Below are 17,365 nucleotides of genomic sequence, written 5' to 3'. Positions count from 1 at the left end.
AACGCTGTTTCTGTCGTTATTATGTTAGGGTGTTATTAATACGAAACAGCGTAATTCAGGAGTAAACGAACGTTGGATGCCGCAGCAATTATCAGCCTTTTTATTTTAGGTTCCGTCCTCGTCACTTGTAGTATTTTACTCAGTTCATTCTCATCACGCCTTGGTATCCCTATTCTGGTGATATTTCTCGCTATCGGTATGTTGGCGGGCGTGGACGGTATTGGCGGTATTCCTTTCGATAACTACCCTTTCGCTTACATGGTGAGTAACCTGGCGCTGGCGATAATCCTGCTCGATGGCGGGATGCGAACCCAGGCCAGCTCCTTTCGCGTTGCGCTAGGTCCGGCGTTATCGCTGGCAACCATCGGGGTGTTGGTTACCTCAGGGTTAACCGGCATGATGGCCGCATGGCTGTTTCATTTGGATCTTATCGAAGGGCTGTTGATTGGTGCGATTGTCGGGTCAACTGATGCCGCGGCAGTCTTCTCTCTGCTCGGTGGTAAGGGACTTAACGAACGTGTCGGTTCCACGCTGGAAATAGAATCAGGTAGCAACGATCCGATGGCGGTATTTCTGACCATCACACTTATCGAAATGATCCAAAACCATGAGACCGGCTTAAGCTGGATGTTCGCGGTGCATATTATCCAGCAATTTGGTCTGGGTATCGCACTCGGTCTCGGCGGTGGTTATCTGCTGTTGCAAATGATTAACCGAATTTCGCTGCCTGCCGGACTCTATCCGCTGCTGGCGTTGAGCGGTGGGATCCTCGTTTTTGCCGTCACTACCGCACTCGAAGGAAGTGGAATTCTGGCGGTCTATCTGTGCGGATTTTTGCTTGGCAATCGCCCTATTCGCAACCGGTTTGGTATTCTGCAAAACTTTGACGGCCTGGCCTGGCTGGCGCAAATCGCGATGTTTCTGGTGTTGGGACTGCTGGTTACGCCGTCCGACCTGCTGCCAATTGCAGTGCCGGCGCTGATTTTATCTGCCTGGATGATTTTCTTTGCCCGCCCGTTGTCAGTGTTCGCCGGGCTGTTGCCGTTTCGGGGCTTCAATCTGCGCGAGAGAATTTTTATCAGTTGGGTTGGCTTACGCGGCGCGGTACCGATTATTCTGGCCGTATTCCCCATGATGGCCGGGCTGGAAAATGCGCGGCTGTTCTTTAACGTCGCGTTCTTCGTGGTGTTGATCTCGCTACTGTTTCAGGGCACGTCACTTTCCTGGGCCGCGAAAAAAGCCAAAGTGGTGGTCCCCCCGGTCGGCTGGCCGGTATCCCGTATTGGCCTGGATATTCATCCTGATAACCCCTGGGAACAGTTCGTTTATCAGCTTAGCGCAGACAAATGGTGCGTTGGTGCAGCATTGCGTGACCTGCATATGCCAGAGGAAACACGAATTGCGGCACTGTTTCGCGACAACGTGCTGTTTCACCCGTCAGGCAGTACCCGTCTGCGTGAGGGCGATGTTTTGTGCGTGATTGGCCGCGAACGCGACCTCCCGGCATTAGGGAAGCTGTTCAGCCAGTCACCTCCGGTGGCATTAGACCAACGGTTTTTTGGTGATTTTATTCTCGAAGCCAGTGCCAAATATGCTGACGTCGCGCTGATTTATGGGCTGGAAGATGGCACCGAGTACCGCGAAAAACAACAAACGTTGGGTGAAATTGTCCAGCAACTGTTAGGTGCAGCACCGGTTGTGGGCGACCAGGTGGAGTTTGCCGGCATGATCTGGACCGTTGCTGAAAAAGAGGATAATGCGGTATTGAAGGTCGGTGTGAGGGTGGCCGAAGAAGAGAGTGAATAACTGAACTGACCGTAACTTTCGTGGGCCGGATTAGCATAAGTGCCATCCGGCCATGTGTAAAGTTACACCGTCACAACAGGCACACGCAGCGCCAGCGAACACATTAACTCATAGCCCACCGTACCTGCCGCTGCTGCCACATCATCGATTTTGATCTCTTTCCCCCACAGCTCTACAGGCGTACCTATTCCTGCTTGTGGACACGGTGTCAGATCAACGGCCAGCATATCCATGGATACCGTTCCTACCGTACTGGTTCGCACACCGTCCACCAGCACTGGCGTACCGCTTGCTGCATGACGCGGATAACCGTCGGCGTAGCCGGTAGCCACAATTCCTATTCGCTGCTCACCGCTGGCAGTGTAACGCCCGCCGTAACCGACCCGGTCCCCCGCTTTCAGCGTCTGCACACCAATGATTTCGCTGCTCAACGTCATGACGGGTTTAAGACCTGTGTTGGCAATATCACGCCATTGCCCGGATGGAGATGCGCCGTACAAAATAATACCAGGACGAACCCAGTCAAAATGCGCTTCCGGGTGCCACAGCGTCGCTGCCGAGTTAGACAGCGAACGTTTGCACTCCAGTCCTTCCGTCGCCAGCCCGATCCGCGTCATCGCCTCCTGAATGCCATCCGGGTGTTCAGCATCCGCAAAATGTGACATCAGCGTCATTTGACCGACGTTAGGCATCGCCCGCAGCTGTTGCCAGACGGTCGATATCCGTTCCGGTAAAAAACCCAGTCGGTTCATGCCACTGTTAACCTTCAGATAAACATCCAGCGGCGCGTTAAGGCGGGCATTCTGCAACGCCTTAAGTTGCCAGTTACTGTGTACACAGGTGGTCAGACGATACGTGTCATACACCGTCAGGTCTTCAGCATGGAAAAAGCCCTCCAGCATGAGGATCGGGCCTTTCCATCCACGCTCGCGCAAGGTTATCGCCTCTTCAAGATTGAGCATGGCGAAACCGTCGGTCGTTCCCAGCGCATTCCAGACACGTTCTATGCCGTGTCCGTACGCATTAGCTTTTACCACTGACCAGACGCGGGCGTCCGGCGCAGCCTGGCGCGCAATTGCCAGATTTTGTTTCAACGCCTGCAGGTCAATGCTGGCCAGTATCGGGCGGGTCATCTCGCGTCCTTATCAGTTATGTGCGCCGTGTAAATGCCGAGGACGTGACGGAGTAAATCCAGGGCTGTAACGTGCCACGCTCAGGTCGTCGTACGGTATCGCGGGAGTGCGCCCGGACAGAATATCGCTCAGGAGCTGGCCTGAGCCACAGGCCATTGTCCACCCCAGTGTGCCGTGACCGGTATTGAGCAACAGATTCTTAAAGCGGGTACGCCCCACGACTGGCGTACCGTCCGGCGTCATCGGGCGCAGTCCGGTCCAGAAGGTCGCCTGTTCCACATGACCACCGCGCGGGAAGAGATCGCGCACCACCATCTCCAGCGTTTCACGACGCGGCTGTAATAACTCCGTATTGAAGCCCACAATCTCTGCCATACCGCCAACGCGAATACGGTTATCAAAACGGGTAATGGCGATTTTGTAGGTTTCATCAAGAATAGTGGAAACCGGTGCACCATTTTCCTCGGCAATTGGGATAGTCAACGAATAGCCCTTAAGCGGATACACAGGGATATCAACAATCCCTTTCAGCATTGCCGTGGAGTAAGAGCCAAACGCCATCACATAGGCATCGGCTTTGATGATTTCATCTCCGCACTGCACGCCGTATATCTGCTCGCCTTCGCTCAGCAGCTTATCAACCGGCGTGTTGTAGCGAAACTTAACGCCCGCCAGCTCCGCCATTTGCGCCAGCCGCTGGGTAAACAACTGGCAGTCTCCGGTTTCGTCATTAGGTAAGCGCAATCCGCCGGTCAGCTTATGCGCGACTTCAGCCAGCGCCGGTTCGACTTCCGCCAGGCGGTTAGCTTCCAGCAACTGATAAGGTACTCCAGCATCTTCCAGGACTGCGATGTCACGCGTGGCGTTCTCATACTGTTGCGCGGTGCGGAAGAGTTGTAACGTCCCACCCTGACGACCTTCATACTCAATGCCCGTCGTCGCGCGCAGTGCCTTCAGGCAATCGCGGCTGTACTCCGCGAGGCGTACCATACGACCCTTGTTTTCCATGTAATGGCTGGTGTCACAGTTACGCAGCATTTGCCACATCCATTTCAGCTGGAACTGCGTACCGTCAAGGCGAACGGCTAACGGAGCATGGCGCTGAAACATCCACTTAATTGCTTTTAGCGGTACACCCGGCGCCGCCCAGGGTGCGGCATAACCTGGAGAGATTTGCCCCGCATTCGCCGCGCTGGTTTCCAGTGCCGGGCCGGGCTCACGATCAATGACGGTGACATCGTGTCCAGCCTGACTTAAATACCAGGCGCTGGTCACGCCAACGACACCACTTCCCAGTATGACAACTCGCATAGCCACTCCGTTAACAGTAAAAGAACAATCTTCTAATTACATCTTGATAACTCAGTTGAAAATATTATTCAACATATGGCTTTTTTATGGTGACCTATCTCACACATAGCGGTGATTGCAGGGAACTCTCTGGTTTGGGATCTCCTGCTACGCGTTATTTTTATCCAGCATAAAATTTTGTGATTATTGCGTTTTTCGACTCCACGCTGATGAGATATCGCAAAGAAAAATTTTCTGCTTGAGCACGCTTTTTAACACCGTGTTCTATGCTTGAAATGAGGTACTCCAGACAGAGAGTGCCGCCAACAATGAGGGTGCGCGAATGGCTACGATTGATTCCATGAACAAGGACACCACGCGGTTGAGCGATGGACCCGACTGGACGTTTGATCTGCTGGATGTCTATCTGGCGGAAATAGACCGCGTGGCGAAACTCTATAAGCTGGATACCTACCCGCACCAAATCGAGGTGATCACCTCCGAGCAGATGATGGACGCCTACTCCAGCGTCGGGATGCCGATCAACTATCCTCACTGGTCGTTTGGTAAAAAGTTTATTGAAACCGAACGTTTGTATAAGCATGGGCAGCAAGGACTGGCCTATGAGATTGTCATTAACTCTAACCCATGTATCGCTTATTTGATGGAGGAGAACACCATTACCATGCAGGCGCTGGTGATGGCGCATGCCTGCTACGGGCACAACTCCTTTTTCAAAAATAATTACCTTTTCCGCAGCTGGACCGACGCCAGCTCGATTGTCGATTATCTGATTTTCGCGCGGAACTACATTACCCAGTGCGAAGAGCGCTACGGGGTTGATGAAGTTGAAAAACTGCTCGACTCCTGTCACGCGCTGATGAATTACGGCGTTGATCGCTATAAACGCCCACAAAAAATTTCATTACAGGAAGAGAAAGCCCGGCAAAAAAGCCGTGAAGAATATCTGCAAAGTCAGGTGAATATGCTGTGGCGTACCTTGCCGAAAAAAGAGGAAGAGAAAACCGTGTTTGAAGCGCGGCGTTATCCCTCTGAGCCACAGGAGAACCTGCTGTACTTCATGGAGAAAAACGCCCCGCTGCTGGAGTCCTGGCAGCGAGAAGTCCTGCGCATCGTGCGTAAGGTGAGTCAGTATTTTTATCCGCAGAAACAGACCCAAGTGATGAACGAAGGCTGGGCGACATTCTGGCATTACACCATCCTTAACCACCTTTATGATGAAGGTAAAGTCACCGAGCGGTTTATGCTGGAGTTTCTTCACAGCCATACCAATGTGGTATTCCAGCCACCGTACAACAGCCCATGGTATAGCGGAATCAACCCCTATGCCCTCGGTTTTGCGATGTTCCAGGATATCAAGCGTATATGTCAGTCGCCTACCGAGGAGGATAAATACTGGTTCCCGGATATTGCCGGTTCCGACTGGCTGGAAACTCTGCATTTCGCGATGCGCGATTTTAAAGACGAGAGCTTTATCAGTCAGTTCCTGTCACCGAAAGTGATGCGTGATTTCCGTCTGTTCACCGTGCTGGATGATGACAGGCATAACTATCTGGAGATTTCAGCAATTCACAACGAAGAGGGTTATCGTGAAATCCGCAACAGATTGTCGTCGCAATATAACCTGAGCAACCTGGAGCCAAATATTCAAATCTGGAATGTTGATCTGCGCGGCGATCGTTCCCTCACCTTACGCTATATCCCGCATAACCGCGCGCCGTTGGATAAAGGACGTAAAGAGGTGCTGAAACATGTACATCGTCTGTGGGGATTTGATGTGACGCTGGAACAACAGAATGAGGATGGGAGCGTTGAACTACTGGAGCGTTGCCCGCCAAGAATGAACGGTCTGTAAAATCTAATGCCGGATGACGCTGTCATCCGGCATTTAGCGATTAGCGGCCCTGAATAGCTAAATCACCCGGCAGATTCTTCTGCATACGATGCCAAATTTCACCACTATCGTGACCATAGCGGCGCACCGTTTCATATACCTGGTCATGAGAACCCTGCTCACACAGCTCTGACAGTTTACGGTAGAAATTCAGCGCCAGACCACGGGCTTCCGGGTTGGCAAAGTAATGCCGGCCAATACGCGTATACAGCCCTTTCATTCCGTTTAGGATCAGACCATAAATCGGGTTACCGGACGCAAATGCCAGGCCGCGGAAAATGTTGTAGTCCAGATCGGCGAATGCGTCAGCATGATCGGCAACCTGATTCGCCGTCGCCAGAACGTCCTGCGCTTTGTCCGGATGCTGGCGGAACGCAGTACGAATAAAGATCGTCGAGATATTGGTTCGCACCGACAGCAAATTATCAATCAACTGCGGGACACTCTCATGATCGAGGCGCGCCAGCGTTTCCAGGATGTTCAGCCCGGACGTTTCCCAGAAATTATTCACTTTTGTCGGTTTACCGTGTTGAATGGTCAACCAGCCGTCCCGCGCCAGGCGTTGCAATACTTCACGCAACGTGGTTCGTGTGACTCCGATGAGTTCAGAGAGTTCACGTTCTGCGGGCAAAATAGAGCCAGGGGGGAAGCGGTTATTCCAGATACTTTCAATGATGTACTCTTCCGCGAACCCCGCCGGGCTTTGCGCCTTAATGACCATAGTAATAATTCCATTACACAGCAAAACATAGTTACAGTTATCATACCAGACGGGTTACATAGCTGATAGCTGACACCATGAAGAAAAAGTGGATCAAGGCTTCATTTTCCGGATAACGCTGAAGTACATCTGCCGCGAGGCGTCACGTGAAGAGCTTGCCTGCAATCCTTCGTCCCGCTAAGCTTTGCGGTCAAACATAAAAACATGATTTCATTTTTATAGGTAAGGGAAACTGCCATGGAGCTCTCCTGGAGTCGCGCGTTGTGGCGCAACTTTTTGGGCCAGTCGCCAGACTGGTACAAACTCGCATTACTTGTCTTCTTAATCATTAATCCGATCATATTTTTCATCAACCCGTTTATCGCTGGCTGGTTACTGGTTGCCGAATTCATTTTTACGCTGGCAATGGCGCTAAAATGCTATCCGCTGCTACCGGGTGGGCTGTTGGCCATTGAAGCCGTGATCATCGGCATGACCAGCGCCGCACATGTTCGCGAAGAGGTTGCCGCCAATCTGGAAGTGTTATTGCTGCTGATGTTTATGGTGGCAGGCATCTACTTTATGAAGCAGTTGCTGCTGTTTATTTTTACCCGACTGCTGCTCAGCATCCGTTCCAAAATGATGCTGTCGCTGGCTTTTTGTGTTGCCGCAGCCTTCCTTTCCGCGTTCCTTGATGCATTGACTGTGGTTGCAGTGGTGATAAGCGTGGCGGTAGGTTTTTATGGCATCTACCATCGCATCGCCTCTTCCCGTGGTGAAGATAATAATATGCTCGATGACAGCCATATCGATCAGCATAATAAAGCCGTGCTTGAGCAGTTCCGCGGTTTTCTGCGCAGCCTGATGATGCACGCGGGGGTCGGTACAGCGCTGGGTGGCGTGATGACCATGGTGGGAGAACCGCAAAACCTGATTATCGCTAAAGCAGCGGGCTGGCATTTCGGTGACTTCTTCCTGCGCATGTCGCCAGTAACCGTTCCGGTATTGATTTGTGGACTGTTAACCTGCGTACTGGTCGAGAAATTACGCTGGTTCGGTTACGGTGAAACGCTGCCAGAGACGGTACGTGAAGTCCTGCAGCAGTTTGACGATCAAAGCCGCCTGCAGCGCACCCGCCAGGATAAAATTAAACTGATCATTCAGGCGATTATCGGCGTCTGGCTGGTGGTCGCCCTGGCTCTGCATCTGGCAGAAGTCGGGTTGATTGGTCTGTCTGTTATCATCCTGGCAACCTCTTTAACCGGTGTAACCGACGAGCATGCCATTGGGAAAGCATTCACCGAATCGCTGCCGTTCACCGCACTGCTCACCGTATTTTTCTCTATTGTTGCCGTGATTATCGATCAGCAACTCTTCGCGCCGATTATTCAGTTTGTTTTACAGTCATCAGAGCACGCACAGCTCACCCTGTTCTATCTCTTCAACGGCCTGCTCTCTTCTATCTCCGATAACGTTTTTGTTGGGACAATTTATATCAACGAAGCGAAAGCGGCGATGGAACACGGAACAATCAGCCTTAATCAGTTTGAGCTGTTAGCCGTAGCGATCAATACCGGCACCAACCTGCCTTCCGTCGCCACGCCTAATGGTCAGGCGGCTTTTCTGTTCCTGCTGACCTCCGCACTGGCACCGTTGATTCGACTTTCCTATGGCCGCATGGTGTGGATGGCTCTGCCTTATACGCTCGTTCTGACACTGGTTGGGCTTCTCTGCGTGGAGTTTACGCTCGTCCCGGTGACCGAGTGGATGACACAAACAGGCTGGTTAGCCACACTTTCATAGCAATTCACCGGGCAAATCACTGCCCGGTTTGACTTTTTGCATGATAATTATCCAATTACACAATATTTCAATTGCCGCTAGTGGCGCTTAAATTGAATTGGTTTAAACTGCGGTCTCTACGCATGTTGCAGGGAAATTATTATGTTGCGATTTTTAAACCAGTGTTCCCGTGGTCGTGGGGCATGGTTATTGTTGGCGCTCACCGCTTTGGCTCTGGAACTGGTCGCGCTGTGGTTCCAGCACGTTATGCTGCTTAAACCTTGCGTGTTGTGTATTTATGAACGTAGTGCATTATTCGGCGTGATGGGTGCTGGAGTGGTGGGGGCAATCGCGCCGAAAACACCGCTGCGCTACGTAGCAATCATTATCTGGATTTACAGTGCATGGCGCGGCCTGCAGTTGGCGTATGAACATACGATGATTCAGCTTCACCCGTCACCCTTTATGACCTGTGATTTTGCCGCGCGTTTCCCGAGCTGGTTACCACTGGATAAATGGCTGCCGCAGGTATTCCTCGCATCCGGTGATTGTGCTGAACGTCAATGGTCCTTTTTAACCCTGGAAATGCCGCAGTGGCTATTGGGGATTTTTGCTGCTTATCTCATTGTCGCCGTGCTGGTGTTGATTGCTCAGCCGTTTAAACCGAAAAAACGCGACCTCTTCGGCCGCTAACAGAACGCTCCTCCGGGAGCGTTTTTTTTACCATAATGTCGTTGCCTGGTAGCATTTATAAGATGTATATTAAATACATCTTATAAATGCCACACCAAGGAGATGTCTTATGTCCCACTTACGCATCCCGGCAAACTGGAAAGTTAAACGCTCTACCCCCTTCTTTACTAAAGACAATGTCCCTGCAGCATTGCTTTCTCACCACAACACGGCAGCAGGTGTCTTTGGACAACTCTGCGTGATGGAAGGAACGGTAACCTATTACGGTTTCGCCAATGAAGAAGCGACAGAACCTGAGGTGAAGGTAGTTATCAATGCCGGTCAGTTCGCAACCAGCCCACCGCAGTACTGGCATCGTGTTGAATTAAGTGACGATGCACAATTCAATATTAATTTCTGGGTTGAAGATGACAACCACGGAGATGAGATGTATCAGGCGAAAAAGTCTTAATCTTCAACGCCTGCTGATCAATGGGCGGTTCATTCCGCCCATGAAGGTTTATTCAAAATATGGTCCTGCCAGTCATACACTTCCGATTCTTTCACTGCAATATGTCGTACCGAAATGCGTTCACCATGCATTGCCGCTTTAGAACCGGTCAGCAACGGGTGCCAGTCTGGCAACTCCTTACCTTCCGCTAACAGACGATAGGCACAGGTCATCGGTAGCCATTCAAAAGTCGGGAGATTATCACGCGTTAACTTAATACAATCAGGCTCATATTCGAATCGGCGTTCATAATTACGGCACTGGCAGGTTTTAATGTTGAGCTGACGACAGGCGACGTTGGTAAAGTAAATTTCGTCGGTGTCCTCATCCATCAGCTTATGCAGACAGCATTGACCACACCCATCACATAATGACTCCCACTCGGCATCGGTCATTTCATCCAGGGTTTTGCTTTGCCAGAAAGGTTTGTCGCTCATCAGGGTATCCGCTATTGCAATAAAGCTGCACCTTATAACCAGTCTGGCACGCTGATGCAAGTTTTGCCGCCCGAAAAGGCGGCAAGAAGAGATTACAGCACTCGGGTCGTGAGAGTCTGACCATGGAAACTAATAGCCAGCTCATCGCCACTGTGCAATGGCCCAACACCTTCCGGCGTCCCCGTCAGCACAACATCACCCGCTTTAAGCGTGAAGAAACGGCTCATATAGGCAATCAACGGGACAATTTGATGGATCATATCCGCTGTGGAACCGTGTTGACGTTTTTCACCGTTTACTGTCAGACCGAGCTGCGTATTTTGCGGATCGCCGTTAAATTCCGAAACAGGAATAAAGCCAGACAACGGACAGGAGTTATCAAATCCCTTCGCTTTCTCCCACGGCTGACCCGCCTTCTTCATTTTGCCCTGAATATCACGCAGGGTCAGATCCAGAGCCACACCATAGCCAGCGATGGCTTTGCGCACGTGCTCTTCCGTCGCCTGGCGCAGAGTCGAACCAATCAGCACCGCCAGCTCAACTTCGTGGTGAACAGATCCCATATCCGCCGGGATCACCAGCGGCTGACGCAGATCGCACAGTGCGGTTTCAGGTTTTATGAACAGGACCGGTTCATCGGGCGTTGCACTACCCATCTCTTTAATATGGTTTGCATAATTGCTGCCTACACAAACCACTTTACTTACCGGGTAATCCAGCAGAGCACCATGCCAGTTGTGATGTTGATACATTACTTTCCCCTAACGTAGTCATTGATTTCATAAACTGCATCGATGGGACACGCTACTGCCGGATACAGTTTAAGGTTTAACGTCTGGTGTATTTTGTTTAACCACAGACAGATGCTGTTTGAGTAAATCTTCTGGCGGTGGCGGTAATTGTAAATAATAGCCCTGCTCAGTTAACGCCTGTTTTACTTTTTCAAGATCGGCGTTGACGAGTTTTTTACGGCCATCAAGCGGTAAAATCATTGCCAGCTTCGGTTGACCAAATCCTTTCATCAGTTCTTCAGGAACGCGTGAGAAATCGTCTTTTTTTTCGACATATAAATAGGTCTGGTCACGTTTGCTGCTTCGGTAGATCACACAAAACATATCTTTTACTCTGAATTCAGGGAATGGTGGCTTGCCTCAATATAATACTGACTATAACATGCCTTATAGTCTTCGGAATATCACCCCGCGCTGGGGATGATAAATAGCAAATTGAGTAAGGCCAGGATGTCAAACACGCCAATCGAGCTTAAAGGCAGTAGCTTCACCTTATCAGTGGTTCACTTGCACGAAGCAGAACCCGAGGTTATTCGTCAGGCGTTGGAAGACAAAATCGCGCAGGCACCTGCTTTTTTAAAACATGCTCCCGTGGTGATCAACGTCAGTGGCCTTGAAAGCCCGGTAAACTGGCCGGCGCTGCAAAAAGTGGTCGCATCTACCGGCCTGCGTATTATTGGCGTCAGCGGCTGTAAAGACGCCAAACTTAAGGCAGAAATAGACGAATTGGGTCTTCCTTTACTCACTGAAGGTAAAGAAAAAACCATCCGTTCCGCGCCAGTTAATACCCCGGCCCCTACCGCGCCACCACAAAACGTTACTCCCATCACAAAAACGCGATTAATAAATGTACCGGTTCGTTCCGGTCAGCGTATTTATGCACCACAATGTGATCTGATTGTTACAAGCCACGTCAGCGCAGGCGCTGAGCTTATCGCTGATGGTAACATTCACGTGTATGGTGTGATGAGAGGCCGTGCACTGGCGGGCGCCAGCGGTGACCGGGAAGCACAAATTTTTTGTACCCATCTGACGGCAGAACTGGTGTCTATCGCAGGTGTATATTGGCTGAGTGATAATATCCCAGCAGAATTTTATGGCAAAGCGGCTCGTCTGCAATTAGCAGAGAACGCTTTGACAGTTCAACCGTTGAATTGATCCCTTTTTAACAAGGAATTTCTATGGCACGCATTATTGTTGTTACTTCGGGTAAAGGGGGCGTTGGCAAAACAACCTCCAGCGCGGCCATCGCTACAGGTTTGGCCCAGAAGGGAAAGAAAACTGTCGTTATTGATTTTGATATCGGCCTGCGTAATCTTGATTTGATTATGGGTTGTGAACGCCGCGTCGTTTACGACTTCGTCAACGTGATCCAGGGCGATGCGTCGTTAAATCAGGCGTTAATCAAAGATAAGCGTACCGAAAATCTCTTTATTCTTCCGGCCTCACAGACTCGCGATAAAGACGCGCTGACGCGCGAAGGCGTCGCAAAAGTTCTGGATGATCTGAAAACGATGGGCTTCGATTTCATCGTCTGCGACTCCCCGGCAGGTATTGAAACCGGCGCGTTGATGGCCCTGTATTTTGCTGATGAAGCTATCATCACCACCAACCCGGAAGTTTCATCCGTACGTGACTCTGACCGTATTCTGGGTATTCTGGCGTCGAAATCTCGTCGCGCTGAAAATGGTGAAGATCCGATTAAAGAGCACCTGTTACTTACGCGCTACAATCCAGGCCGCGTAAACAAAGGCGACATGCTCAGCATGGAAGATGTACTGGAGATTCTGCGAATCAAGCTGGTCGGCGTGATTCCTGAAGATCAGTCAGTCCTGCGCGCGTCTAACCAGGGTGAGCCGGTTATTCTCGACATCAATGCTGATGCCGGCAAAGCCTACGCAGATACCGTAGATCGTCTGTTGGGAGAAGAACGTCCTTTCCGCTTCATTGAAGAAGAGAAGAAAGGTTTCCTCAAACGCCTGTTCGGAGGATAAGTTATGGCATTACTGGATTTTTTTCTCTCGCGGAAAAAGAGCACAGCAAACATCGCTAAAGAGCGACTGCAGATTATTGTTGCGGAACGTCGTCGCAGTGACGCCGAGCCGCATTATTTACCGCAGTTGAGGAAAGATATTCTCGACGTTATCTGTAAGTATGTACAAATTGACCCCGAAATGGTCACCGTACAACTTGAACAAAAAGACGGCGATATTTCTATCCTCGAACTTAACGTGACATTACCTGAAGCAGAAGAGTCTAAATAACGTCTTTTGTAACAGAGTATGGTCAGCAGCAAAAAGGCAGATTATTCTGCCTTTTTTATTTTTCCCCCAGCCAACTCGCATTTATTCCAGAGAAAACCTGGGGTAATTCTCCTCAAAATAGCGGCGCAAAAACTCAACCGTAATACGAATTTTGGCCGATGTCGCCAGGCGAGAAACATATACAGCCCAGATATTAGCTGGCTGATAATACTCTGGTAATATCTGAACCAGATGTCCGCTGGTAATGTTGTCGCATACATCCCACCACGAACGCAGCGCAATACCCTGCCCATCCAGACACCACTGATGAACAACCTCACCGTGATTAGATGATAATGGACCCGTCACTTTAATCGAGTGCTCACCTTCTTTATTACGCAATTGCCAGATGCCAAACGGATGATCACGTTCTTTAATTACCAGGCAGGGAAAGCTTGCCAGTTCATTCAGTTGCTTAGGCGCACCGTATTGCGTCACAAATTCTGGTGAAGCGCACAGGATGCGATAATTAGTCGCCAGCTTTCGTGCTATCAAATTAGGAGCAATATCATCACCAATACGAATATCAAGATCGACACCTTCATTAACCAGATCCACCAACCGATCCTCAACATCGAATCTTAGCTCAAGCTGCGGATACTGTTTCGCCAGTGCAGACAGTGCAGGCGCCACCACCTGGCGACCAAAGCCAAAGCTACTGATAATGCGCAACATACCCTGAGGGATCTGCCGGACATCAGACAACTCATCCATCATCTGATCCACATCCTGCAGGATCCGCTGCGCCCATTCGTAGATCCGCTCTCCCTCTTCCGTGATGGTCACTCGCCGCGTGGTGCGGTGTAACAACACGACATTCAGCGTCTGTTCAAGCAGCGCAACGCGCTTGCTGATAAACGCGGGAGAAACGCCCAACTCCTCAGCAACAGCGGCAAATCCTGCACGACGGGCAACCAGCATAAAGACGCGTAAATCATTTAGCAGCGGCAGATTATTCATGATCTGTGTTTTATGTTTCACCAGTTAGGGGGATTAACTCTTAATCAGTCAATTATAGGATAAGGGGAAAGTCAATTTTGATGGCGTACAAGTGAGAGCTGCTATGAAGAAAACCTGTCGTATTGCCGCTATTCCCGGAGATGGTATTGGTAAAGAAGTCCTGCCTGAAGGCATTAATGTGTTACAGGCGGCTGCGGAGCGTTGGGATTTGTCGCTCAGCTTTAAGCAAATGGAATGGGCCAGCTGCGAATACTATACGCATCACGGAAAAATGATGCCGGATGACTGGCATGAGCAGCTAAAATCATTCGATGCTATCTATTTTGGAGCTGTCGGTTGGCCAGATACCGTGCCGGATCACATCTCATTATGGGGATCATTACTCAAGTTTCGGCGCGAATTCGATCAGTACGTCAACCTGCGTCCGGTTCGCCTGTTCCCCGGCGTTCCCTGTCCACTGGCAGGAAAAAAACCAGGCGACATTGATTTTTATGTCGTGCGCGAGAATACCGAGGGGGAATACTCTTCACTGGGCGGGCGAGTAAACGCAGGAACCGAGCATGAAGTGGTCATTCAGGAATCCGTCTTCACCCGTCGTGGAGTCGACCGTATTTTGCGTTACGCGTTCGAACTGGCCCAGAGCCGTCCACGCAAAACGTTAACCTCTGCAACCAAATCAAACGGTCTTGCCATCAGTATGCCCTACTGGGATGAACGCGTTGAAGCCATGGCAGCTCAATATCCTGAGATTCGCTGGGATAAGCAGCATATCGATATTCTGTGCGCCCGTTTTGTTATGCAGCCTGAACGCTTTGACGTGGTGGTCGCCTCGAACCTGTTTGGCGATATCCTTTCCGATTTAGGCCCTGCTTGCACAGGGACAATTGGTATTGCCCCTTCTGCAAACTTAAACCCGGAACGCACCTTTCCATCGTTGTTCGAACCGGTACACGGTTCGGCACCAGATATCTACGGCAAGAATATCGCCAACCCGATTGCCACAATCTGGGCGGGAGCCATGATGCTGGATTTCCTCGGCAACGGTGATGCAAATTATCAGGCTGCTCACGATGGGATCGTGGCGGCGATTGAACAGGTCATTGCCAGTGGTCCTAAAACACCGGATATGAAAGGGACCGCCACCACATCACAGGTTGGCCAGGCCATCTGTCAGGCCCTTCGTTAAAGGTCAAACCACTTAATTTGAGCCGCGTCACTGACGCGGCTTTTTTATGCGTTCAATTGCTGAAATAACCTGCGCGAATTCACCTTTTATTATTTCCGTTCCGTGTTTTATTGCTTCACGCATCGGGCAATTGTTTAATTCATGTAAAGAACAAATAATTAAAATGTTAAATAACGAAGCGACACATTGTACCCCTACAGCATGATAACAACGACAGGCTAATGCCAAACGCGGGCAACTTATGCCCAGGAGATCACCCATGTTGAGCAACGTAAAGAAAAAAGATGTGCCACTCATAGCCATCAGCCTGGTGGCCATTCTTTTTATCGCAGCCACACTGAGTTTCTTCCCTCAGCAATCCGCACAAGCGGCAAACACCATTTTTAATGGTGTCACCCGCATGCTGGGTTCAGCAGTCCAGATACTGGTCCTCATGGCTATGGGACTGGTCATCTATCTTGCCACCAGCAAGTACGGCAACATTCGTCTGGGAGAAGGCAAAGCGGAATACAGCACTCTTTCCTGGCTGTTTATGTTTATCTGCGCCGGGTTAGGTTCTTCCACGCTCTACTGGGGCGTTGCAGAATGGGCCTATTATTACCAGACACCGGGCCTGAATATCGCCCCCCACTCGCAAAAAGCACTGGAATTCAGCCTGCCCTACTCTTTTTTCCATTGGGGGATCAGCGCGTGGGCAACCTATACGCTGGCCTCATTAACCATGGCTTATCACTTCCATGTGCGTAAAAACAAAGGGTTGAGCCTGTCCGGTATTATTGCTGCAATTACTGGCGTTCATCCGCAAGGCGTCTGGGGGCGCTTAGTCGACCTGATGTTCCTGATTGCCACCGTCGGCGCGTTAACCATCTCCCTGGTCGTCACCGCAGCCACCTTTACTCGTGGCTTATCGGCTCTCACTGGTCTGCCGGATAACTTTACGGTGCAGGCATTTGTGATCCTGTTTTCGGGGGGCATCTTCTGTCTCAGCTCCTGGATTGGCATCAATAACGGCTTACAACGTCTGAGCAAAATGGTTGGCTGGGGCGCATTTTTGCTGCCGCTGCTGGTATTGATCGTCGGCCCAACCGAGTTCATCACTAACAACATCATCAATGCCATCGGCCTGACAACACAAAACTTTTTGCAAATGAGCCTGTTTACCGACCCTCTCGGTAATGGTGAGTTTACCCGCAACTGGACGGTATTTTACTGGCTGTGGTGGATCTCCTATACCCCTGGCGTGGCGATGTTTGTTACCCGCGTTTCCCGTGGACGCAAGATTAAGGAAGTGATCTGGGCATTGATCCTTGGTAGCACCGTCGGTTGCTGGTTCTTCTTCGGGGTGATGGAAAGTTACTCTATCCATCAGTTTGTTAACGGTGTAATTGATGTTCCGCAAATAATGGCAACGCTTGGCGGCGAAACGGCCGTCCAGCAGGTACTGATGTCACTACCCGCCGGGAAACTGTTCCTGGTGGCCTATCTGGCTATCATGATTATTTTCCTCGCCTCACATATGGATGCTGTGGCCTATACCATGGCGGCCACCAGCACGCGCAATCTTCAGGAAGGTGAAGATCCCGAGCGCGGCTTACGCCTGTTCTGGTGCGTGGTCATTACCTTGATTCCATTATCGATTCTGTTTACCGGTGCTTCACTGGAAACCATGAAGACTACCGTGGTACTGACCGCACTCCCCTTCCTCGCCATTTTGCTGGTGAAGGTCGGCGGTTTTCTTCGCTGGGTTAAACAGGACTATGCCCATATTCCTGCTCACCAAATTGAAAGTCATCTTCCCGACGCACAGGGCGGCGAGCCAGTCACGCCACCCGCCGGGGCATTACTCAAAGGCGACAGTTGAGCGCCAGTACAAAAACAT

17 protein-coding genes are annotated in these 17,365 nt (G+C 50.6%); 10 read left to right on the top strand and 7 right to left on the bottom strand.

Features of this window, described 5'->3' with window-relative positions; translation table 11 throughout:
• Nucleotides 1-72 precede the first annotated feature (72 nt).
• Nucleotides 73-1,806: a potassium/proton antiporter gene (locus SK36_RS08765; RefSeq protein WP_045443861.1), complete on the top strand. Its 1,734-nt coding sequence runs from the start codon at nt 73-75 to the stop codon at nt 1,804-1,806.
• Between the two features lie 62 nt (nt 1,807-1,868).
• On the opposite strand, the gene dadX is transcribed toward SK36_RS08765, so the two are convergent.
• Nucleotides 1,869-2,939 carry a catabolic alanine racemase DadX gene (gene dadX / locus SK36_RS08760; protein WP_048221324.1) on the bottom strand — a complete coding sequence of 357 codons (1,071 nt, stop codon included), beginning with the start codon at nt 2,937-2,939 and terminating at the stop codon, nt 1,869-1,871.
• A gap of 12 nt (nt 2,940-2,951) precedes the next feature.
• Nucleotides 2,952-4,250: a D-amino acid dehydrogenase gene (locus SK36_RS08755; protein WP_045443866.1), complete on the bottom strand. Its 1,299-nt coding sequence runs from the start codon at nt 4,248-4,250 to the stop codon at nt 2,952-2,954.
• 322 nt (nt 4,251-4,572) lie between these two features.
• On the opposite strand from SK36_RS08755, the gene SK36_RS08750 reads away from it, so the two are divergent.
• Nucleotides 4,573-6,105: a SpoVR family protein gene (locus SK36_RS08750; RefSeq protein ID WP_045443867.1), complete on the top strand. Its 1,533-nt coding sequence runs from the start codon at nt 4,573-4,575 to the stop codon at nt 6,103-6,105.
• A 40-nt stretch (nt 6,106-6,145) separates the two neighbouring features.
• On the opposite strand, the gene fadR is transcribed toward SK36_RS08750, so the two are convergent.
• Entirely contained in the window at nt 6,146-6,865 is a 720-nt protein-coding gene (fadR, locus tag SK36_RS08745) for a fatty acid metabolism transcriptional regulator FadR (protein ID WP_048221323.1), read from the bottom strand.
• A gap of 237 nt (nt 6,866-7,102) precedes the next feature.
• Between fadR and nhaB the strand changes: the two genes are divergently transcribed.
• From nhaB to SK36_RS08730, 3 genes are all read left to right on the top strand, one after another.
• Nucleotides 7,103-8,647, top strand: a complete 1,545-nt coding sequence (gene nhaB / locus SK36_RS08740) for a Na(+)/H(+) antiporter NhaB (RefSeq protein WP_048221322.1) — start codon at nt 7,103-7,105, stop codon at nt 8,645-8,647.
• Nucleotides 8,648-8,788: 141 nt separating this feature from the next.
• Nucleotides 8,789-9,319 (top strand): disulfide bond formation protein DsbB, encoded by a 531-nt coding sequence (gene dsbB / locus SK36_RS08735; protein WP_045443875.1) that lies wholly within the window; start codon nt 8,789-8,791, stop codon nt 9,317-9,319.
• Between the two features lie 109 nt (nt 9,320-9,428).
• On the top strand, nt 9,429-9,770 hold the full coding sequence (locus SK36_RS08730; RefSeq protein ID WP_045443877.1) for a TehB family protein: 342 nt from the start codon (nt 9,429-9,431) through the stop codon (nt 9,768-9,770).
• Nucleotides 9,771-9,799: 29 nt separating this feature from the next.
• Here the strand turns inward: SK36_RS08730 and SK36_RS08725 are convergent, their stop codons facing one another.
• The 3 genes from SK36_RS08725 to SK36_RS08715 form a co-directional block, all read right to left on the bottom strand.
• The gene (locus SK36_RS08725; RefSeq protein ID WP_048221321.1) at nt 9,800-10,246 is read right to left on the bottom strand and encodes a YcgN family cysteine cluster protein; all 447 of its coding nucleotides are present in this window, start codon (nt 10,244-10,246) and stop codon (nt 9,800-9,802) included.
• A gap of 92 nt (nt 10,247-10,338) precedes the next feature.
• Nucleotides 10,339-10,998: a fumarylacetoacetate hydrolase family protein gene (locus SK36_RS08720; RefSeq protein WP_048221320.1), complete on the bottom strand. Its 660-nt coding sequence runs from the start codon at nt 10,996-10,998 to the stop codon at nt 10,339-10,341.
• A gap of 69 nt (nt 10,999-11,067) precedes the next feature.
• On the bottom strand, nt 11,068-11,361 hold the full coding sequence (locus tag SK36_RS08715; protein WP_045443883.1) for a YcgL domain-containing protein: 294 nt from the start codon (nt 11,359-11,361) through the stop codon (nt 11,068-11,070).
• A 126-nt stretch (nt 11,362-11,487) separates the two neighbouring features.
• Between SK36_RS08715 and minC the strand changes: the two genes are divergently transcribed.
• Genes minC through minE form a run of 3 tightly spaced genes read left to right on the top strand, consistent with a single transcriptional unit; the run spans nt 11,488 to nt 13,301 of the window.
• The gene (gene minC / locus SK36_RS08710; protein WP_048221319.1) at nt 11,488-12,195 is read left to right on the top strand and encodes a septum site-determining protein MinC; all 708 of its coding nucleotides are present in this window, start codon (nt 11,488-11,490) and stop codon (nt 12,193-12,195) included.
• A 23-nt stretch (nt 12,196-12,218) separates the two neighbouring features.
• Nucleotides 12,219-13,031, top strand: coding sequence for a septum site-determining protein MinD (gene minD / locus SK36_RS08705; protein ID WP_045443887.1), 813 nt, complete (start codon nt 12,219-12,221; stop codon nt 13,029-13,031).
• Nucleotides 13,032-13,034: 3 nt separating this feature from the next.
• Nucleotides 13,035-13,301: a cell division topological specificity factor MinE gene (gene minE, locus SK36_RS08700; protein WP_003833739.1), complete on the top strand. Its 267-nt coding sequence runs from the start codon at nt 13,035-13,037 to the stop codon at nt 13,299-13,301.
• 81 nt (nt 13,302-13,382) lie between these two features.
• Here minE and SK36_RS08695 read toward each other — a convergent pair whose 3' ends face one another.
• A complete protein-coding gene (locus SK36_RS08695; RefSeq protein ID WP_045443897.1) occupies nt 13,383-14,300 on the bottom strand; it encodes a LysR substrate-binding domain-containing protein in 918 nt (305 codons plus the stop codon).
• Between the two features lie 103 nt (nt 14,301-14,403).
• Here SK36_RS08695 and SK36_RS08690 point away from each other — a divergent pair, with 103 nt between their 5' ends.
• A complete protein-coding gene (locus tag SK36_RS08690) occupies nt 14,404-15,486 on the top strand; it encodes a tartrate dehydrogenase (RefSeq protein WP_048221318.1) in 1,083 nt (360 codons plus the stop codon).
• A 259-nt stretch (nt 15,487-15,745) separates the two neighbouring features.
• A complete protein-coding gene (locus SK36_RS08685; RefSeq protein WP_045443903.1) occupies nt 15,746-17,347 on the top strand; it encodes a BCCT family transporter in 1,602 nt (533 codons plus the stop codon).
• The last annotated feature ends 18 nt before the right edge of the window (nt 17,348-17,365 follow it).

Source organism: Citrobacter sp. MGH106 (assembly GCF_001037495.1).
Taxonomy (GTDB): Bacteria; Pseudomonadota; Gammaproteobacteria; order Enterobacterales; family Enterobacteriaceae; genus Citrobacter; species Citrobacter murliniae.
This window is presented reverse-complemented; position numbering and strand designations above follow the sequence as displayed.

Bases quoted from the DNA above. Each gene is read 5' to 3' on its own strand.
- SK36_RS08715 (WP_045443883.1), bottom strand. From the start codon at position 11,361: ATGTTTTGTGTGATCTACCGAAGCAGCAAACGTGACCAGACCTATTTA.
- SK36_RS08730 (WP_045443877.1), top strand. From the start codon at position 9,429: ATGTCCCACTTACGCATCCCGGCAAACTGGAAAGTTAAACGCTCTACC.
- SK36_RS08725 (WP_048221321.1), bottom strand. From the start codon at position 10,246: ATGAGCGACAAACCTTTCTGGCAAAGCAAAACCCTGGATGAAATGACC.
- SK36_RS08685 (WP_045443903.1), top strand. From the start codon at position 15,746: ATGTTGAGCAACGTAAAGAAAAAAGATGTGCCACTCATAGCCATCAGC.
- minC (WP_048221319.1), top strand. From the start codon at position 11,488: ATGTCAAACACGCCAATCGAGCTTAAAGGCAGTAGCTTCACCTTATCA.
- minD (WP_045443887.1), top strand. From the start codon at position 12,219: ATGGCACGCATTATTGTTGTTACTTCGGGTAAAGGGGGCGTTGGCAAA.
- dadX (WP_048221324.1), bottom strand. From the start codon at position 2,939: ATGACCCGCCCGATACTGGCCAGCATTGACCTGCAGGCGTTGAAACAA.
- SK36_RS08755 (WP_045443866.1), bottom strand. From the start codon at position 4,250: ATGCGAGTTGTCATACTGGGAAGTGGTGTCGTTGGCGTGACCAGCGCC.
- minE (WP_003833739.1), top strand. From the start codon at position 13,035: ATGGCATTACTGGATTTTTTTCTCTCGCGGAAAAAGAGCACAGCAAAC.
- SK36_RS08720 (WP_048221320.1), bottom strand. From the start codon at position 10,998: ATGTATCAACATCACAACTGGCATGGTGCTCTGCTGGATTACCCGGTA.
- SK36_RS08690 (WP_048221318.1), top strand. From the start codon at position 14,404: ATGAAGAAAACCTGTCGTATTGCCGCTATTCCCGGAGATGGTATTGGT.
- nhaB (WP_048221322.1), top strand. From the start codon at position 7,103: ATGGAGCTCTCCTGGAGTCGCGCGTTGTGGCGCAACTTTTTGGGCCAG.
- SK36_RS08750 (WP_045443867.1), top strand. From the start codon at position 4,573: ATGGCTACGATTGATTCCATGAACAAGGACACCACGCGGTTGAGCGAT.
- dsbB (WP_045443875.1), top strand. From the start codon at position 8,789: ATGTTGCGATTTTTAAACCAGTGTTCCCGTGGTCGTGGGGCATGGTTA.
- fadR (WP_048221323.1), bottom strand. From the start codon at position 6,865: ATGGTCATTAAGGCGCAAAGCCCGGCGGGGTTCGCGGAAGAGTACATC.
- SK36_RS08695 (WP_045443897.1), bottom strand. From the start codon at position 14,300: ATGAATAATCTGCCGCTGCTAAATGATTTACGCGTCTTTATGCTGGTT.